The sequence below is a fragment of the Pseudomonas sp. FFPRI_1 genome, assembly GCF_055384485.1.
In genome coordinates this window covers 5,589,258-5,606,333 of sequence record NZ_AP029168.1, presented here as the reverse complement: position 1 = coordinate 5,606,333, position 17,076 = coordinate 5,589,258, and the positions used below count along the sequence as shown (strand labels likewise).

Sequence of the window (17,076 nt, the reverse complement as noted above, 5' to 3'; positions counted from 1 at the left end):
TAAGGCCGGCCCTATAGACGACTTGTCTTGAACAATTCTCAAGAGCCGCGTTGCCAGCGGGTAGTGCGTGGCGTTGCGTGGGTTTGCGGGAAGGGGCGGCGGACACGTTTTGACCGATTTTGCCGGTTTGCGTCGATTGACGGGCTTGTTCGCGCGGAACAGTCTGGCGGACCTTTTTCGTTGGCCCATACAGGAGCTACCCCATGCCTTTCGCCACCCTCGATGGACAACCGTTGCACTACCTTGACCAGGGCCAGGGGCCGGTGGTGTTCCTGGCCGGCAGTTATTTGTGGGACACGAGCATGTGGGCGCCGCAGATCGAGTCGTTGTCGGCACAGTACCGGGTGATTGCCGTGGACCTGTGGGGCCATGGCCAGTCCGGACCGTTGCCGGCAGGCACCGCGTCGCTGGACGACGTGGCGCGGCAGATGCTGGCCTTGCTCGATCATTTGCAGATCGAGCGGGTGACCCTGGTGGGCTTGTCGGTGGGCGGTATGTGGGGCGCGCGTCTGGCCCTGGCGGCGCCGCAACGCATCGATGGCCTGGTGCTGATGGATACCTACCTGGGCATGGAGCCTGCGCCGACTCGGCAGTATTACTTTTCCCTGTTCCAGCAGATCGAGGACAGCGGCCTGATCGCCGAAGCGCTGCTGGATATCGTGGTGCCGATCTTCTTCCGCCCGGGTATCGATCGGCAGTCGGCGCTGTTCCAGGATTTTCGCGCCAGCCTCGCGGCGCTGCCCGCCGAGTGCCTGCGCCAGAGCGTTATTCCCATGGGGCGCATTACCTTCAGCCGGGCGGATGTGCTGGATCAGTTGGCGCATTTGGATGCGCGCAACACCTTGCTGCTGTGCGGCGACCAGGACCAGCCGCGGCCGCCGGCGGAAACCATCGAGATGGCCGAACGCATCGGCTGCCCTTACCAGCTGGTTCCCGAGGCTGGGCATATTTCCAGCTTGGAGAACCCGGAATTCGTGACCCGGGCCTTGTTGGGGTTTTTACAGCGCAATGGCTGATGCCTGCACCGCATGAACCGGCGTTGTAGAGGCTGGCTTGGTAGGAGCTGGCTTGCCAGCGAAGGGGCCCGTAAGCCAGGTGCTCGTCGCAAGAACGCTTTCGCCGGCAAGCCGGCTCCTACAGAGGCTGCACAATGGCGAGGTGTTCACCTGCTGTCGTAGGAGCTGGCTTGCCAGCGAAGGAGCCCGTAAGCCAGGTGCTCGTCGCAAGAACGCCTTCGCCGGCAAGCCGGCTCCTACAGGGGCGGGGATTTATTTCGGGCCGAGGATCTGGGTCAGTTTGCCCGGGGCCGGGGCGCCTTGCTGCTGTTGCAACTCGCCCTTGTCGTCGAGGTAGAAGATCGCCGGGGTCGCCGACAGCTCCAGCTCTTCCATCAATTTCATGTTGGCATCGAGCTTGGCCTGCACCGCCGCGGGAATGCTGGCGAGGGGCTTCAAGGCGCTGCCCTTGCCGGCCTTTTCATGATCTTCCAGGGCTTTCTGCGGGTCCTTGGCGGCCAGCAGGGCGGCGGATTTGCCCGGGCTGTCTTCGCGGATGATGCCCACCATGATATGCCGCAGCTGCACTTTGCCGGCCTTGACCCAGGGCCGTGCCTGTTCCCAGAACATATTGCAGTAGGGGCAGTTGGGGTCGCTGAACAGGTAGACGATGCGCGGTGCATCGGCCTTGCCGTCGGCGATCCAGTTGCTCTTGTCCAGGTTGCCCCAGACTTCCTTGGCCATGGGCGCGTACACCAGCTTCTGCAGCGGTTCGGCGCTCAGGTCCTTGCCGTCTGCGTCGTACAGGTTGCCCAGCAGCACGTGCTTGCCGTCTGGCGTCAGGTACAGGGTCATGCCGCGGTTCTGGTACTGCGCGGCGTAGCCCTTGAGGCCGTCGGGGGCGTCGAAGCTGCCGATGATCTTGGCGCCTTTCTCTTCGATCTTGCGGATCGGCACGGGCAGTTCCTCGGCCTGCAGCAGCGGGGCGTTGAGTAACGCCGCGCCCAGGGACAGGCTCAGCAGATGGCGGATGAAGGGCATGGCGGTTTCCTTGAGGGGGCGACCGGAGTCGGGTGGATGCCGTCGAAACTTTCCAGGGCTCGGGCCAGGCTGGCCTCGGACAATTCGCCGAGATGGCTGCCCAGCAGGCGGCCGTCGGCGCTGTAGAACAGCGTAGTCGGCAGGGCCATGGAGCCCACGGCCTTGCCCAGGCGGCCACTGCCGTCGAACAGCACGTTGTTCAGGTTCAGGTCCTGGGTGGCCAGAAAGGTGCTGACGCTCTGCATGCTTTCGGCTTGGTTGACGAACAGGAAGGTCAGGTCCGGGCGCTGTTGCTGGGCTCTTTCCAGCACCGGCATTTCGCGCCGGCACGGTGGGCACCAGGTGGCCCAGAGGTTGATCACCAGGGGGCCGCCCTGGTAGTCGGTGAGTTGCACGGTGTCACCGGCGGCGTTGCGCAGGGCCACTTCCGGCAGACGGGTGCCCTGGTCGTAGAGGGTCAGGGACAGGGTCGCCAGCAGCCAGAAGGCCAGGCCGCTGGCCACCCCGGCGCCCAGCGGGCGGCGCAGGGACGGGCGCTTCCAGCCCCAGGCCAGGGCTGCCAGGAGCATCAGGATCACCCCCGGCCAGGCCAGGAAGCCGCCGTCGCGCAGGTCGATGATCATCCATGGGTCGTGCTGGTAGTGCTTCCAGTAGGCGAGGACGAAGCTGACCCGGGCGGCGAGCATGCCCAGCAGGAACAGCATGAACAGCACCGACTCGGGGTTGTCACCGCCGCGCTTGGCCACCCGCCAACCCACCAGGGTGGCCAGGGCCAGGGCACTGATCAGCAACAGGTGGTTGAGGGCGATGGCAAAGGTGCCGATGGTAAAGGTCAGCATCAACGGGCTTCCCGGGTCTGGTTCCAGCGTTGCAGGAAGACGTTGGCATCCACTTCGCCGGTGATGCGCTGGCTACGGCGCTCGCTGCCGTCGGGGCCGATCCACAGCATGCTCGGTGGCCCCGGCACTTGGTAGCGGCTCAGGAGCTCGCGGCCGTCGGCGTTGTCCAGGGTTACATCCAGGCGCAGCAGGCGCACATTCTGCAGGGCCTCCAGGACCTGGGGCTGGCCGAACACGGTTTTCTCCATGATCTTGCAGGACACGCACCAGTCGGCGTAGTAGTCCAGCAGCACCCACTGGCCCTGGGCCTGGGCGCTGTCCAGGGCGCTTTGCAGGTCGGCGGGGGACTTCACGGTGGTAAAGGCATCATGGGCCGTGACGTTACTGGCCACTGCGCCACCCGTGTAGACCTTGAGTGGTCGCCAAGGGTCGTCGCTGCCCCCGGCAGCGCCCAGCAGCAGCATGCTGCCCCAGACGCCGAACAGCAGTGCGCTGGCACCGAACAGGTGCAGGAAGCGGCCGGTAATTACCCGTTGTTGCCAGGTGCAGTAGGCCAGCGCCAGGGTCAGGGCACCCCACAAACCCATCCACTGGCCGGCGCTCAGTACCGGGCGCAGCATGTAGATGGCGGTGCCGAGGAACAGGAAGCCGAACACCCCCTTGAGCAGGTTCATCCACGGCCCGGGCTTGGGCAGGAAGCGGTTGCCCACCGTCACCAGCAACAGCAGCGGCAGGCCGATACCCAGGCCCAGGGCGAACAGCGCCAGGCCGCCGAACAGGGCATTGCCGGTTTGGGCGATGTACAGCAGGCCGCCGGCCAGGGGCGCGGTCATGCACGGGCCCACCAGCAAGGCGGACAGGGCGCCGAGGGCCCCGCAGCCAATCAGGCTGCCGCCCTGGCGCTGGCGGCTGGCGCCTTCCAGGCGGTCGCGCAGCAGGGCCGGCATCTGCAGTTCGAAGAAGCCGAACATCGGCAGCGACAGCAGCACGAACAGCGCGGCGAAGCTGCCCAGCACCCAGGGCTGTTGCAGCCAGGCCTGCAGGTTGCTGCCCAGCAGGGCGGCGATTACCCCCATGCCGGCATACACCAGGGCCATGCACAGCACATAGCTTGAGGCCAGGGCGAAACCACGGCGCGGGCCGGCGCCGCTGCCCACCACCATGCCGGCGAGGATCGGCAGCATGGGCAGGGAGCAGGGGGCGAAGGCCAGCAGCAGGCCGAAGCCGAAGAAGGCCAGCAGGCCCAGGCCCCAGGATTTCTGTTGCAGGTCATTGGCCAGCAACTGGTCCTGGGCCGAGCCCGTGCTGGTGGCTGCGGCATTGCCGGCGGCGCTGGCCGCGATTGCCGGCGCGCCGCCCAGGTCCACTTCCAGGGTTTGCGGCGGGTAGCACAGGCCGGCGTCGGCGCAGCCCTGCCAGCCGAGCTTGATCTTGCCGCTGGCGGCCGCCGGCAGCTTCACTTCCAGGCCCTGGCGATACACCGTCTGCTGGCCGAAGAACTCGTCGCTGTGGTCTTCACCGGCCGGCAGGGTGGGTTGCAGTTCGGGGGGCACGCCATCGAACTTCAGGCGCTTCTGGTACAGGTAATAGCCGTCGGCGATCTGCCAGAACAGCTGGGTTTCCCCCGAAGGCAGGCGCTCGGAGGTGAAGGCAAAGGCCTTGCCCACCGGCAGGAAGTCGGGCTTGACCTCGAACGGGTTGTTGCCGGCGTGCGCCAGGGTGGTGAACAGCATGAACAGAACAATGAACAATCGACGCATGGCCAAGCCTTAAACCGGTGCAAGTGGCGAGCACAATGGCGGGTCCTGATTAACCGATGATTAACCCTACTTGGCTTGTGGCCAGTGAGCGGCAGGCATAATGTCCGCTTAATCCGCTGCCGGCTTAATCAACGCCTTTGTTACAGGACCGACCATGCACGTACTTGTCTGTGAAGATGATGAGCTGATTGCCAGCGGGATAGTCGCCGGCCTCACGGCCCAGGGCCTGACGGTCGAGCACGTGGCCACCGCTTCGGCGGCGCGGGCCATGCTCGGCGTGGCCGATTTCGACGTGATGGTACTGGATCTTGGCCTGCCGGATGAAGACGGTTTGAAACTGCTCAAGCAGCAGCGCCAGCAGGGGCTGGAGATTCCGGTGCTGATCCTCACCGCCCGCGACTCGGTGACCGACCGGGTCGACGGCCTGCAGGCCGGTGCCGACGATTACCTGCTCAAGCCCTTCGACCTGCGGGAACTGGCGGCGCGGTTGCACACGCTGTTGCGTCGGGTCGCCGGGCGCAGCGTCAACCTGATCGAGCACGGGCGCCTGACCTACGACCCGAGCACCCGGGAAACCCTGCTCGGCGGCCAGCCGGTGGATCTGTCCCGGCGCGAGCAATCCCTGCTCCAGGCCCTGCTGCACAACCGTGGCCGGGTGCTGTCCAGCGAGCAGCTGAAGGACAGCGTCTACGGTTTCAACGATGAGCTGGAGAGCAACGCGCTGAATGTGCACATCCACCACCTGCGGCGCAAACTCGGCAACGGCATCGTCGAAACCGTGCGCGGCCTGGGCTATCGCCTGGGCCCGGCGGATGGCGAGGAGACCCCGTAAGTGAGGAGCCTGCGCCTGCGCCTGAGCATGACCCTCGGCGCCGCCTTCATTCTGATCTGGGCCCTGGCTGCGGCCTGGATGCTCAGTGATCTGCGCAACCAGATGATGTTTTCCCTGGACCAGCGCCTGGTGGCTTCGGCGCGCATGGTGGCCGGCCTGCTGGAACAGATGCCGACGCTGCCGTCCCACGCCCCGGGCAATCAGATCAATAGCGCGGCCCTGACCATTCCCGGGGGCATGGCCTGCCAGGTCAGCTCCTTGCGCGGGCAGATCCTGGCCCGCAGCCACAGCACCCCGGAACACACCCTGGAAGCCGAGAAACTGGGCTTTCACGACCAGATGATCGATGGCGCACCCTGGCGCACCTTCACTTTGGTGCGCGGTGACTTGCGCATCACCACCGCCGACCGTCAGGTGGAGCGCGAGGCCCTGAACATGTCGGTGCTGCTCGCCGCTTCGGTGCCGGTGGGCGTGGCCCTGCTCGGTTGCCTGTGGCTGCTGTGGCTGGGCATAGGCCAGAGCCTGGCGCCGCTCAATCGCATTCGCGATGCGCTGATGCGCCGTAGCGCCGACTCCCTGGAACCGCTGCAGGTCCAGCCGATGCCCAGCGAGTTGCGGCCGCTGCTGGAAACCCAGAACCAGCTGTTCCAGCGCATCGCCAAGACCATCGAGCGCGAACGGCGCTTGACCGGCGATGCCGCCCACGAACTGCGCAGCCCGCTGACCGCGATCAAGACCCACCTGCAAGTGGCGCGCATGACCGAAGGTGCGGCCCGGGACCAGGCCCTGGCCCGGGCCGAAGAGGGCGCCGACCGCATGCACCGGACCCTGGAGCAGTTGCTGCTGCTGGCCCGGGTCGAGGGTAGCCTGTCGTTCGATGACGGTGTGCATTGCAACGCCGAGCAGGTGGCGCGCCTGGCGATTCAGGACGCTGCCGTGGGGGCACGGGCCCGGGTCAGGCTGCACCTGGAGGGCAAGGCCGGCGAAGCCCCGGTGGAAATGCCCTCGACCCTGGCCATTGCTGCCTTGCGCAACCTGCTGGACAACGCCCTGCGGCATACCCCGGACGAATGCCCGGTGGAGTTGAACCTGGAGAGGGTCGGTGGCCGCGTGCGCTTCCAGGTGCGTGACCACGGCACGGGGATTGCCGCCGAAGACCTGCAACACCTGACCCAGCGCTTCTGGCGTGACAGCCAGAGCAGCGGCTGCGGCCTGGGCCTGGCGATTGTCCAGGCCATCGTCCAGCGTTGCGGCTGCGACCTGCATTTCGACAGCCGCCCCGACGGCCTGCGCGTCGAGTTGACCCTGCCTGCCCAGCGCGCCTGACCCATCACCGGCCCCTGTAGGAGCTGGCTTGCCAGCGAAGGGGCCTGAACGATCGCCTTCGCCAGCAAGCTGGCTCCTACAGGGGCGATATGTGCAATTTCCCTGACCCTGGGTGTAAATCCCGACCGCGCTGGTGCGTTTCCAGAACAGGAAAACCTGTCAGTGCGCACCTTGCTTCGGCTGCGCATCCGGCCGGTGGCCGTTTTGCTTAAATTGCAGCGTGAGGGTTCGAGACATGTCAGCCGTTACCAGCCTTATGGAAGATCAGCCGGTGGGGGTGGCCCCTGCATCGGCGGAGCCCCTTTACCAGTTCGACGAGTCGCCCCTGCTGGCCCGTCAGAGCCGCCAGGAATCCAATGCCCGCAGCTACCCGCGACGTATTCCCCTGGCCCTGAAACGGGCCAGCGGCATCCACGTCGAGGACGTCGAGGGCCGGCGCTTCATCGATTGCCTGGCCGGCGCCGGGACCCTGGCCCTGGGCCACAACCACCCGGTGGTGATCGCCGCGATCCAGCAGGTGCTGGCCGATGAGTTGCCACTGCTGACCCTGGACCTGACCACCCCGGTCAAGGACCAGTTCGTCCAGGACCTGTTCGGCCTGTTGCCCGAGGCCCTGGCCGCCGAGGCCAAGATCCAGTTCTGCGGCCCCACCGGCACCGACGCCGTGGAAGCGGCGCTGAAGCTGGTGCGCACCGCCACCGGGCGCAGCACCGTGCTGTCGTTCCAAGGCGGTTACCACGGCATGAGCCAAGGCGCCTTGAGCCTGATGGGCAGCCTGGGGCCCAAGCGCGCCCTGGCCGGGCTGCTCAACAATGGCGTGCAGTTCCTGCCCTTTCCCTACGACTACCGCTGCCCGTTCGGGCTCGGCGGTGCCGAAGGGGTCAAGGTCAACCTGCACTACCTGGAAAACTTGCTCAACGACCCGGAAGCCGGGGTGGCCCTGCCGGCGGCGGTGATCGTCGAGGCGGTGCAGGGCGAGGGCGGAGTGATTCCGGCGGACCTGGAGTGGCTGCAAGGGCTGCGGCGCATCACTGAAAAAGCCGGTGTGGCGCTGATCGTCGATGAGATCCAGAGCGGTTTTGGTCGTACCGGCAAGATGTTCGCCTTCGAGCACGCCGGGATCATTCCCGATGTGGTGGTGATGTCCAAGGCCATTGGCGGCAGCCTGCCACTGGCGGTGATGGTCTATCGCGACTGGCTCGACACCTGGCAGCCGGGGGCCCACGCCGGCACCTTCCGCGGCAATCAGATGGCCATGGCCACCGGTTCTGCGGTGATGCGCTACCTCAAGGAGCACCGGCTGCCCGAGCACGCGTTGGCCATGGGCGAGCGCTTGCGCGAACACCTGCTGATCCTGCAGCGCGACTTCCCGCAACTGGGGGATGTCCGTGGCCGCGGCCTGATGCTCGGCGTGGAACTGGTGGACCCGGCCGGCGCGCCGGATGCCCAGGGCCACCCACCGCAGCATGCGCGCCTGGCGCCGTTGGTGCAGCGCGAATGCCTCAAGCGCGGGCTGATCCTCGAACTGGGCGGGCGCCACGGCAGCGTGGTGCGTTTCCTGCCGCCGCTGGTGATCACGGCCGCGCAGATCGATCAGGTGGCGGAGATCTTCAGCAAGGCGGTCGCGGCGGCGGTGGCCGGCCTGTAATTTTTCGCGGCCCTGCTTCGTTCCTTCTACACAACCGCCGCGCCTGGGGCGCGGCGTCCCTTATCAGCGATGGAGACAAGCAATGACTTCAGTATTCGACCGCGAGGACATCCTGTTCCAGGTGGTGGTCAACCATGAAGAGCAATACTCGATCTGGCCCGACTACAAGGCCGTGCCCCAAGGCTGGCGCACCGTGGGCAAGAGCGGTTTCAAGAAGGACTGCTTGGCCTATATCGAAGAAGTCTGGACCGACATGCGTCCGCTGAGCCTGCGCCAGAAGATGGACTCGCAGGCAGTGGCCGGCTGATCCTCGATCCCGGGCACACAAAAGCCCGCTGAACCCTGGTGTTCAGCGGGCTTTTTCATGCCTCGTGCCTAGGTCCTGCGCTTGACGGCCTGCAGGGTGTAGCTCAGCGGCAGGCGCCACGGCGCTTCCTTGAGCCGCCATTCGCCGTGTTCATCCATTTCCATCTGCCCGGGCAGGGCCTCCCAGGGCAGGCTCTGGTGCTCCACCAGCCCGGTGATCTCCAGGCCCTGGGCCAGCAGGGCGCTGATGATTTCACCCAGGCCGTGGTTCCATTCGTGGGTCACCGTGGCCTTGAGGGGGCTGTCGGTGTCCACGTAGGTGTTTTCGTCATCCCAGACCAGGGGCTCGCTGTGTTCGAAGTAGGGATACTCGACCCGCAGCGAGTCCTGGTGATCTTCATTGAGGGCCCAGAGCATCGGGTGCCCCTCGCGGATGAACAGTCGGCCGCCGGGCTTGAGCAGGGCGCCGACGGTGCGTGCCCAGCGCTCGATGCTCGGCAGCCAGCACAGGGCACCGATGCCGGTGTAGACCAGATCGAAGCTGCCCTGGGGCAGGACCTCGGCGGCCAGGAACACGTCGGACTCGTGGTAGTCGATAGGCGTCTTGCAGCGTTGAGCCAGGGCCCGGGCCTCGGCCAGGGACGCCGGGGAGAAGTCCACGCCGCTCATCTGCGCGCCGAGGCGAGCCAGGGACAGGGTGTCGGTGCCGATATGGCATTGCAGATGCACCCCGCGCAGGCCGCGGATATCCCCCAGCAGGGGACGGTCGAACTGCACCACATCGGAAAGATAGTCGCCGTCGTCGACAAAGCGTTGCACCGCATAATCCGCCGAGGCAGCGTGCAGGGGCGCGCGTTCGTCCCAGTTGGTCTTGTTGAGTTTCAGGTAGTCGCTCATGGCGTGGATTTCCTGTCTGGGCATGTTTGCGAAGCGCAGACTAGCACCGGGAAATGCGCACAATCTTGAGGGAATATGTAAGCGCTGCCGCCACCGAACGGGCGGCAGCGGCGACAGGGGGCGGGCTCAGCTTTTCGGGGCCAGGGCCTGGGTGATTTTCTGCAGGTTGCCTTCCAGTTCACTCAGCGGGTCGGCACTGTCGGTTTGCAGTACCAGCAATTGGCTGCCGCCGGCGCTGACCGCGGCTTTCAGGGCATCGGACGGCTGGCGATGGTGCAGGACAATGGCCACGTCATTGTCCTTGAGTTGGGCTTGCAGTTTCTGCAGTGCTTCGGGCGTCCATTGGTTGTCGGCGCGGGCGTCGACTTCCACCAGCTCCAGGTTCAAGCCGCTGACCAGGTAGCCAAAGTGCTCGGAGAGGCTCAGCACGCTGAGGTTGTCAGCCTCGGCCAGGCGCGCCTCGCTGTCGGCGTTGAGTTTCAGCAAGCGTTGTTTGAGCCCCGCCAGGTTGCTCTCGATCTGTGGCTTGGCTTCGGGGGCCAGGCGCGCAAGGTCCGCGGCCAGCACGTCGGCCATGCGCCCCAGGTTGTTGCTGGACAGCCAGGGCTGGGCATTCAGCCCGTCGCTCTTGCCCGGTTGCAGGGCCACCCCGGCCAGGGCGCCGTCCACCGGGCGCGCGGCGTCGATCTCGACGATGCGGATATTGCTGCGCCGGGCGTTGGGGTACAGCGGGTCGTCCGGCCAGATCGAGCGCAGGCCGATCACTGCGTCGGCATTCAGCGCCAGCTTGCTCAGGGCCGGGGCACCGCGCCCGGTGAAGTAGGCGGTCTGTCGCGAGCCCGGCAGGTTGGCCGGGGCTGCCCGTTCCAGCTTGACGTCGGTGCCCTGCAGCAGGATCTGCCCCAGGCCGAAGGTCACCGGCAACGAAGCCAGCACCGTCAGTGGTTTGCTAGAGGTGGCGCTGTGCAGCGCGGTATTGCCCATGCCGTGGTTGGCGACCACGCGCATCGGTTCGAAGTGGTCGCGTTCGGCCAGTGCCGGAGTGCTGATCAGGCCGCCGAGGGCCAGGGCCAGGGTCAGGCGACGCAGTGACAGGTGAGGCAATGAACTGTGCATTTATCCGATATTCCCTTTCAGGCTGGGGACCGTGCCACGGGCGATGGCGGCCAGGGCGAAGGCCACGCCGGCTACCAGGATGATCGCGGCGCCGGAGGGCACCGGCAGGTCGAAGACGATGGGCAGCAAGATGCCGCACAGGGTGCTGACGGTGGCAATGCTCACCGAGATCCAGAAAAAGCCCTTGAGCGACTGGCTCAGCAGGCGCGCCGCTGCTGCCGGGATCACCAGCAGGGCGCCCACCAGGATGGCGCCGATGACCTTGACCGCGGCCACGGTGATCAGGGTCACCAGGATCACGAACAGGTAGTCCAGGGACTTCACCGCCACCCCGCGCACTGCCGCCAGTTGCGGGTTGAAGCTGGCCAGCATGATGCGGTTGTACAGCGGCAGGCTCAGGCCCAGCACCAGGGCGCCGACGATCAGCAGCACCAGGAGGTCGTTGCCGTTGACCGTGAGCACCGAACCGAACAGCACGTTCTCCAGGATGTGCACGTTGATCTTGCCGGCGAGGATCAGCAGCAGGCTGGCGCCCAGGGCCAGGGACACTGAGAGGAACACCCCGATCAGGGTGTCCGGAGCCAGGCCGGTACGGTTGCGCAGGTAGTTGAGGAGGATGCCGAACAGCAGGCAGTAGCCGAACAGGCTGCCGTAGGGGCCGGTGTAGGGTTCCCCCAGGAGAATGCCGATGGCTACTCCGGTCAGCGCCGCGTGGCCCACCGCCTCGGAGAAGAAGGCGAAGCGCTTGACCACCACCAGGGTGCCCAGGCCGCCCAGCACCGGGCCGATCAACAGGCCGGCCAGCAGGGCATTGACCACGAACCCGTAGGCCAGGGCTTCGGGCAGGTAGCCGGAAGAGGCCCAGCCCTGGACCATCAGGCGAAAAGCTTCATAACTCATCAGGCAGCACTCCCGCTGGCTGGGGCGGCGGCGCGCGGGTGGGTGGAGAACAGGCTCAGCAGGCGTTCCGGGGTCAGGGTCTGCGCCGCGGGGCCGTCGAACAGCACCCGGCGGTTGAGCCCGGTGACCCGGTCGGCCAGGCGGCCCACGGCCTCCAGGTCGTGCTCGATCCACAGCAGGGTGATGCCGCTCTGGCGCCAGTCGTGGAGCAGGCGCTCGAAGACCTGGATCCCGGCCTCGTCGAGGGCCGACATCGGCTCGTCGAGCACCAGCAACTGCGGGGCCGGGATCAGGCCCTGGGCCAGCAGCACCCGCTGGCGTTCACCACCGGACAGGGCGCCCATGCGCCGCTTGCGCTTGTCCTGCATGCCGACCCGCTCCAGGGCCTCGCCAATGGCCTTGGCGTAGTGCCGGCTGAGGCCGAGGAAGGCCGGGCGGCGCTGGCACATGGCGGCCATGAAGTCGTCCACGGTCATGGGCAGGCCGCGGTCGAACTCCAGGGCCTGGGGCACGTAGCCGATAGTGCCCGGGGTGTCCGGCCATTGCAGGCGCAACTGGCCCTGGTGCGGCATCTGCCCCAGCAGGGTCTTGATCAGCGAGCTCTTGCCGCCACCGTTGGGGCCCACCAGGGCGTGCACGCTGCCGGGCTGCACCTGGAACTGCACCCGGTCGAGAATGGTGGTGCGGCCCAGGGTCAGGCTGACCTGGTCGAACTCGATCGCCGGGCCCCGCAGCAGGGTTTCAAGAGCGGTCATGCCCCGGACTCCTGGATGGCCCGGACCACGGTGTCGAGGTTGCCTTTCATTTCCTTCTCGTACTTGTCGGCGCTGTAGTCGCCGTAGGAGATGTGCGACAGCGGGTAGAGCTTGACCCCAGACTCGCGCTGGATGGTCTCGACGTAGGTGGAGGGGAAGTCCATCTCGGAGAAGATCACCTTGACGTCCAGCTCACGCAGCTGGTCGATGGTCTTCTTCAGCTGGCTGGGGCTGGGTTCGATGCCGTGGGCCGGTTCCACCACCGCGGTCACTTGCAGGCCGAATTCGCGCAGCAGGTAGTCGTAGGCAGCGTGCACCGTGGCCACTCGCAGGTCGGCGTTGGGTGCCTGGGTCAGCTTGGCCAGGGCGTCGGCGCGCATCTGCCGCAGGCGCTTGCCGTAGGCGCGGGCGTTCTGGGTGTAGGTCTTGGCGTTGGCCGGGTCCATCTTGCCCAGTTCCCGGGCGATGTTGTTGACCTGGGCGATGGAGGCGCTGATGGACAGGAAGGTGTGCGGGTTGACCACCTTGCCGGCACCGCGAGCGGCGACGCCGGTGGCGGCCAGCAGCGGTACGTTCTGGTTGGCTTCGATCACCGGGATGTCCGGGCGCTCGCTGGCGGCGATCATGCGGTCGGCGAAGTCATCGTGGCCCACGCCGTTGAGTACGATCACGTCCAGGCTGCCGATGCGCTTGATGTCTTCGGCCCGGGGCTCGTAGGCGTGGGGGTTGAAGCCGGCCGGAATCAGCGGCACCACCTCGGCCTTGTCACCGACGATATTCGCCACGTAGCTGTAGTAGGGGTGCAGGGTGATGCCGATGCGCAGGCGCTTGGCCGGGTCGGCGCTGGCCAGGGGGCTGAGCATCAGGGCCAGCAGGCTGACCAGCAGCACCCGCAGGAAGGGGCGGCGTTGAGATGAAATAGGCATGGGCAAGCGGTCTTCTCTCGGGTGAATGCGAATGATCAGTGGCGATGCTGGCGGGTGACTCCGGCATCGAATTGCGCCACCACCTGCTGCCAGCCGGCGGCGATCAGTGGCGCGTCGCTCAGGTCGGCGGGCAGGGATGCGGAGGGGGTGCGGTTGAGCCAGATGTTGGCCTGGGAGTCATCCTTGGCGTCGATGCGCATCAGAAAGGAACCGGCCACCTGCGGGTTCTGGCTCAGGCCCAGGTAGGCCTGGTCCTGCAATTGCCAGACATGGCCGCCACGGCTCACCGAACTGGCGTCCTGGGCGAAGGGGGCGAAGCCTTCTGCGGCCAGCGCCTCGGGCGTTGGCAGGCTCTGGCTTTCGGCGCGCAGCAGGAGGATTTCGTCGAGGGTAACCCGCAGGTCGGCATAGATCCCTTGCTCGCCGGCGCTGAGGTCGCGGCGGGCGTCCAACTGGTGGCTGGCGATGCTGCCGGTCTCGGTTTTTTCGCCGCGCCACAGCACCACAGTGGCGGCCACACTCAGAATCAGCGCGCACAACAGCAGCACATAGAGGGTTTCGTGGCCGGCACCGGCGGGGCGCACGACCTGGGTGGTGGCTGCTTTCATGGGGCCTCGATATCCGCTTGGTCGATTTCCACCACGTGGCCGGGGCCGGCGTCGAACAGCACGTAGAACTCGGCGGAGGGCTTCTTGAAGGTCAGGGTCGAGTCGTCGCCGAGCTTGCCCGGCACCAGGATGGTTTCGTCATAGCCGATCACGTCCAGGGTTACCCCCGGCGCGCCGCTGCCATCGGAGAAACCGCCGGTGCAGCGGATCTGCTCGGCGTCGATGGCCTTGCATTCGCACATCGGGTTGTGGGCCAGGGCACTGGTGCTCAGACCGGCCCCCAGCACCAGCAGGACACTGGCACCCAGGTGCCGCAGGCGAAGCGTGGATACTGCGCGGATCATCATTTGCCTCCTTGTTTTTCGAGCCAGGCCACGGTGGCCGGAGAGGCCTGGCTCAGGGGAATGGCGGCCTGGTGCAGGCTGCCGTCCCAGCCTTCCATGGTGATCCACAGTTCGGCGTCGGCCCGGGTCTTTTCCGGGATCGGCAGGCTGGCGCCCATGCGGTACGGGCTGCCGAAGAAGATCACCCCGGCGGCCCGCAGGCTGCGCGGCTTGCCGATGCGCAGGTAGGTGGCCTTGACCGGGTCGGCGCAGGCCTGGCACAGGGCGGCGTTGAAGCTTTTCATGTAGCCGGCGGGACCGTCGCGGCGCGGTGCTTCGTTGCGCATTTCCGCCAGGCGCAGGCTCCAGGGGCCGACCTGGACTTCACCGATCTCCCGTTCGCCAAGGCCGCTGTCGCCGCGAAACAGCGCGGTGTCGGCAAAGTACTTGGGCATGAACCCCAGGGGGATCAGCAACAGCAGGATGTTCAGGTGGAAGCGCCATTTGTGCCAGAGCCGGCTCAGGCCCGAGGTCGGGGTTGCGGTGCTGGTCTGGCTCACGAATGACTCTCCGAGGTTTCGATGTTCATGGCCGGCGCGGGCGCCGTTGCAGGTTTGCCGACGGGGCGCTGGCGGGTAGCCTTTTCCTCGCGCTTCAGGGCGTTGGCGGTGGCCAGGGCAGTGCGCTTGGTCCAGATCAGCAGGCCGCTGAGGACCATCATGCTGAGAATCAGGCCGAAGCAGAACCAGATCAGCTTGACCCAGATGCCGCCAAAGTCACCGGTGTGCAGCGGGCGCATGGATTCGGTGACGAACTCCAGGGGAGTGCGGTCGCTGAGCAGGTGCGAGGTGTCCAGGGAGCCGGTATAGGGGTTGATGTTGGCGGTCTGGTACATCAATGGATACCAGCCGCGGCCACCGACATAGAGGTGGCTGTAGGCGTTGCTGGGCAGGCTGACGAAGCTGATGTCGAAGCCGGGGATCTTCTGCGTGGCGATGTCGATGGCCTGGTTCAGGGCGATCATCGGCGCCGGGCTGCCGTCGGCGGTGGTCGGTACCTGTTCCCGGGCAATCACCGGGACTATGGGCTCGCTGGAGATGCTGATGTGGTTGTCGGCGAGGATCGCCTGGATCAGGAACCAGGTGCCGGTGATGGAAATCACCGCGATGAACCAGATCGACCAGATGCCGCTGAGGCGGTGAAAGTCGCCCCAGAAGATCCGCGCGCCATGACGCAGCCGCAGGGTCGGCTTGAGGAAGCCTTTCCAGAACTTCTTGTAGACCACCAGCCCGGTGACCAGCGAGGCCAGCATCGGCAGCCCGAGGATGGCCACCAGGTACCAGCCCCAGCTGTAGCCGTTGGTGAAGGGCACCAGCCACCAGCCGTGCAGGGCACGGGTGAAGGCCTGGAAGTTGAAGTCCGGGCTGGTGCCCTGGATCGCCCCGGTGTAGGGGTTGACGTACAGCGTCGGAGAGCGGCCGTCGGGGCGGCTGACGCTGACGCTCAGGGCGAAGTGGCTTTCGTCCGGGGTGACGATGGTGTCCACCCGGGTCAGGGGTTCGGCGCGCTGGATGGCCTGGACGACCTGGTCGTAGTTCAGCGGCTGGGCATCATCCGAGGGTTTGCTGGCGCGGATATCCGGGTTGGCCAGCCACACGATTTCCTGGCTGACCACCGCCAGGGTGCCCGTCACGCAGACGATCAGCACAAAGAACCAGATGGGCAATGCCAGCCAGCTGTGCACCAGAAACCAGATTTTTGAACGGGACTTCTTCGACATTGAATGAGCGTCTTGATTCGAGGGGTGGAGCGGCACTGGAACCTCAGACCTATGCCCGGGCTAAAAACGCCCGGGCATAGGCTTGGCCAACGCGGCCTGCTGCATCTAATTAAGACGAATGAGAATCGTAAATCCCGAAAGGCGATATGAAAGTAAATGTTTCCAAGCTGTAAAAGCTGGATAAAACCGGGTTTCTCGAGGCATGTTCTGGCCCCGCAGGAGCTGGCTTGCCAGCGAAGAGGCCGGCAACCCCGCCTTCGCCGACAAGCCGGCTCCTACAGGAGCTAAGCGCAAGGCTCAGCCGGCCTGTTGCTGAAACATCTCCCGGGCTCGTCGGCTGATTTCCTCGGTGCTCAGTTCTTCCTTGCGGCTGGCCAGGAACCACACATGCCCGAAAGGATCTCGCAGGCTGCCGCTGCGGTCGCCGTAGAACTGGTCCTTGACCGCCGACACCTCGGTGCCGCCCGCGGCAATCGCCTGGGCAAAGCGGCTGTCGACATCTTCCACATACAGGTGCAGCCCGACTGAAGTCTTGTGGGCTTCCGGGCTGCCCATCGGGGTTTGTTCGCACGGGCTGCCGAGCATGATGGCCGAGCCGCCGATGCGCAGTTCGGCGTGGCCGACGCTGCCGTCGGGCATGTCCAGGCGCATGATCTGCACCGCGTCGAAAGCCTTCTTGTAGAACTCGATGGCCTCGGCGGCGCGCTGGATGCCCAGGTAGGGGGTGACGCCGCTGAAGCCTTCGGGAATGGGGTTGACGCTCATCGGGGTTCTCCTTGCTCTTGTTGTTGGGCGGGGATCGAGCAGGTTTCACTCTATACCCGGGATCCGGGGGCGCTTGAGCGGGCCGACGAGGTGTCGTCCAGGCAACAGCGGCCTGTTGCGGGCCCCTTCGGTGAGCCAGCTGGACCTGGCCTGGGTCTTCGCCAACCTCGCCCTTAAAGCCGGGATCGATACCGACAGCGCGTTGATCGTGGAAAGCGCCAGGACCTGCACATCGCATGGCAGGTGGCGCGCCCGGGCA

General features: G+C 66.1%; 18 protein-coding genes. 5 read left to right on the top strand and 13 right to left on the bottom strand.

The window, feature by feature from the left end; genetic code table 11:
- Positions 1-203: 203 nt before the first annotated feature.
- Positions 204-1,016, top strand: coding sequence for an alpha/beta fold hydrolase (locus ACZ5BO_RS24840; protein WP_464696828.1), 813 nt, complete (start codon positions 204-206; stop codon positions 1,014-1,016).
- Between the two features lie 252 nt (positions 1,017-1,268).
- Here the strand turns inward: ACZ5BO_RS24840 and dsbG are convergent, their stop codons facing one another.
- The 3 genes from dsbG to dsbD are packed head-to-tail and all read right to left on the bottom strand — an operon-like array spanning position 1,269 to position 4,635.
- Complete coding sequence (gene dsbG / locus ACZ5BO_RS24835; RefSeq protein ID WP_464696827.1) at positions 1,269-2,036, bottom strand: thiol:disulfide interchange protein DsbG; 768 nt, start codon at positions 2,034-2,036, stop codon at positions 1,269-1,271.
- Positions 2,012-2,875, bottom strand: coding sequence for a TlpA disulfide reductase family protein (locus ACZ5BO_RS24830; RefSeq protein WP_025127269.1), 864 nt, complete (start codon positions 2,873-2,875; stop codon positions 2,012-2,014). Before ACZ5BO_RS24830 ends, dsbG begins: the two co-directional genes overlap by 25 nt.
- Positions 2,875-4,635 carry a protein-disulfide reductase DsbD gene (gene dsbD, locus ACZ5BO_RS24825; RefSeq protein WP_464696826.1) on the bottom strand — a complete coding sequence of 587 codons (1,761 nt, stop codon included), beginning with the start codon at positions 4,633-4,635 and terminating at the stop codon, positions 2,875-2,877. The genes ACZ5BO_RS24830 and dsbD overlap by 1 nt, the downstream gene beginning before the upstream one ends.
- A gap of 154 nt (positions 4,636-4,789) precedes the next feature.
- On the opposite strand from dsbD, the gene ACZ5BO_RS24820 reads away from it, so the two are divergent.
- From ACZ5BO_RS24820 to ACZ5BO_RS24805, 4 genes are all read left to right on the top strand, one after another.
- Positions 4,790-5,467: a response regulator gene (locus ACZ5BO_RS24820; protein WP_025127271.1), complete on the top strand. Its 678-nt coding sequence runs from the start codon at positions 4,790-4,792 to the stop codon at positions 5,465-5,467.
- Positions 5,468-5,494: 27 nt separating this feature from the next.
- Positions 5,495-6,793 (top strand): sensor histidine kinase, encoded by a 1,299-nt coding sequence (locus ACZ5BO_RS24815; protein WP_029978155.1) that lies wholly within the window; start codon positions 5,495-5,497, stop codon positions 6,791-6,793.
- Positions 6,794-7,028: 235 nt separating this feature from the next.
- Positions 7,029-8,441: an aspartate aminotransferase family protein gene (locus tag ACZ5BO_RS24810; RefSeq protein WP_025127273.1), complete on the top strand. Its 1,413-nt coding sequence runs from the start codon at positions 7,029-7,031 to the stop codon at positions 8,439-8,441.
- An 82-nt stretch (positions 8,442-8,523) separates the two neighbouring features.
- On the top strand, positions 8,524-8,748 hold the full coding sequence (locus tag ACZ5BO_RS24805; protein ID WP_025127274.1) for an MbtH family protein: 225 nt from the start codon (positions 8,524-8,526) through the stop codon (positions 8,746-8,748).
- Between the two features lie 68 nt (positions 8,749-8,816).
- Here ACZ5BO_RS24805 and ACZ5BO_RS24800 read toward each other — a convergent pair whose 3' ends face one another.
- The 10 genes from ACZ5BO_RS24800 to ACZ5BO_RS24755 form a co-directional block, all read right to left on the bottom strand.
- On the bottom strand, positions 8,817-9,644 hold the full coding sequence (locus ACZ5BO_RS24800; RefSeq protein ID WP_464696824.1) for a class I SAM-dependent methyltransferase: 828 nt from the start codon (positions 9,642-9,644) through the stop codon (positions 8,817-8,819).
- A 126-nt stretch (positions 9,645-9,770) separates the two neighbouring features.
- On the bottom strand, positions 9,771-10,760 hold the full coding sequence (locus tag ACZ5BO_RS24795; protein WP_464696823.1) for a metal ABC transporter solute-binding protein, Zn/Mn family: 990 nt from the start codon (positions 10,758-10,760) through the stop codon (positions 9,771-9,773).
- Positions 10,761-11,660: a metal ABC transporter permease gene (locus tag ACZ5BO_RS24790; RefSeq protein ID WP_233319983.1), complete on the bottom strand. Its 900-nt coding sequence runs from the start codon at positions 11,658-11,660 to the stop codon at positions 10,761-10,763.
- Positions 11,660-12,415 (bottom strand): metal ABC transporter ATP-binding protein, encoded by a 756-nt coding sequence (locus ACZ5BO_RS24785; RefSeq protein ID WP_464696822.1) that lies wholly within the window; start codon positions 12,413-12,415, stop codon positions 11,660-11,662. Before ACZ5BO_RS24785 ends, ACZ5BO_RS24790 begins: the two co-directional genes overlap by 1 nt.
- Complete coding sequence (locus tag ACZ5BO_RS24780) at positions 12,412-13,341, bottom strand: metal ABC transporter substrate-binding protein (protein WP_464696821.1); 930 nt, start codon at positions 13,339-13,341, stop codon at positions 12,412-12,414. Before ACZ5BO_RS24780 ends, ACZ5BO_RS24785 begins: the two co-directional genes overlap by 4 nt.
- A 35-nt stretch (positions 13,342-13,376) precedes the next feature.
- The gene (locus ACZ5BO_RS24775) at positions 13,377-13,949 is read right to left on the bottom strand and encodes a DUF6162 family protein (RefSeq protein WP_464696820.1); all 573 of its coding nucleotides are present in this window, start codon (positions 13,947-13,949) and stop codon (positions 13,377-13,379) included.
- On the bottom strand, positions 13,946-14,293 hold the full coding sequence (locus ACZ5BO_RS24770; RefSeq protein ID WP_025127281.1) for a hypothetical protein: 348 nt from the start codon (positions 14,291-14,293) through the stop codon (positions 13,946-13,948). The genes ACZ5BO_RS24775 and ACZ5BO_RS24770 overlap by 4 nt, the downstream gene beginning before the upstream one ends.
- Positions 14,293-14,832: a hypothetical protein gene (locus tag ACZ5BO_RS24765; protein ID WP_025127282.1), complete on the bottom strand. Its 540-nt coding sequence runs from the start codon at positions 14,830-14,832 to the stop codon at positions 14,293-14,295. The genes ACZ5BO_RS24770 and ACZ5BO_RS24765 overlap by 1 nt, the downstream gene beginning before the upstream one ends.
- Complete coding sequence (locus ACZ5BO_RS24760) at positions 14,829-16,052, bottom strand: PepSY-associated TM helix domain-containing protein (RefSeq protein WP_464696818.1); 1,224 nt, start codon at positions 16,050-16,052, stop codon at positions 14,829-14,831. Before ACZ5BO_RS24760 ends, ACZ5BO_RS24765 begins: the two co-directional genes overlap by 4 nt.
- 297 nt (positions 16,053-16,349) lie before the next feature.
- Positions 16,350-16,817: a VOC family protein gene (locus ACZ5BO_RS24755; protein WP_025127284.1), complete on the bottom strand. Its 468-nt coding sequence runs from the start codon at positions 16,815-16,817 to the stop codon at positions 16,350-16,352.
- Positions 16,818-17,076 lie beyond the last annotated feature (259 nt).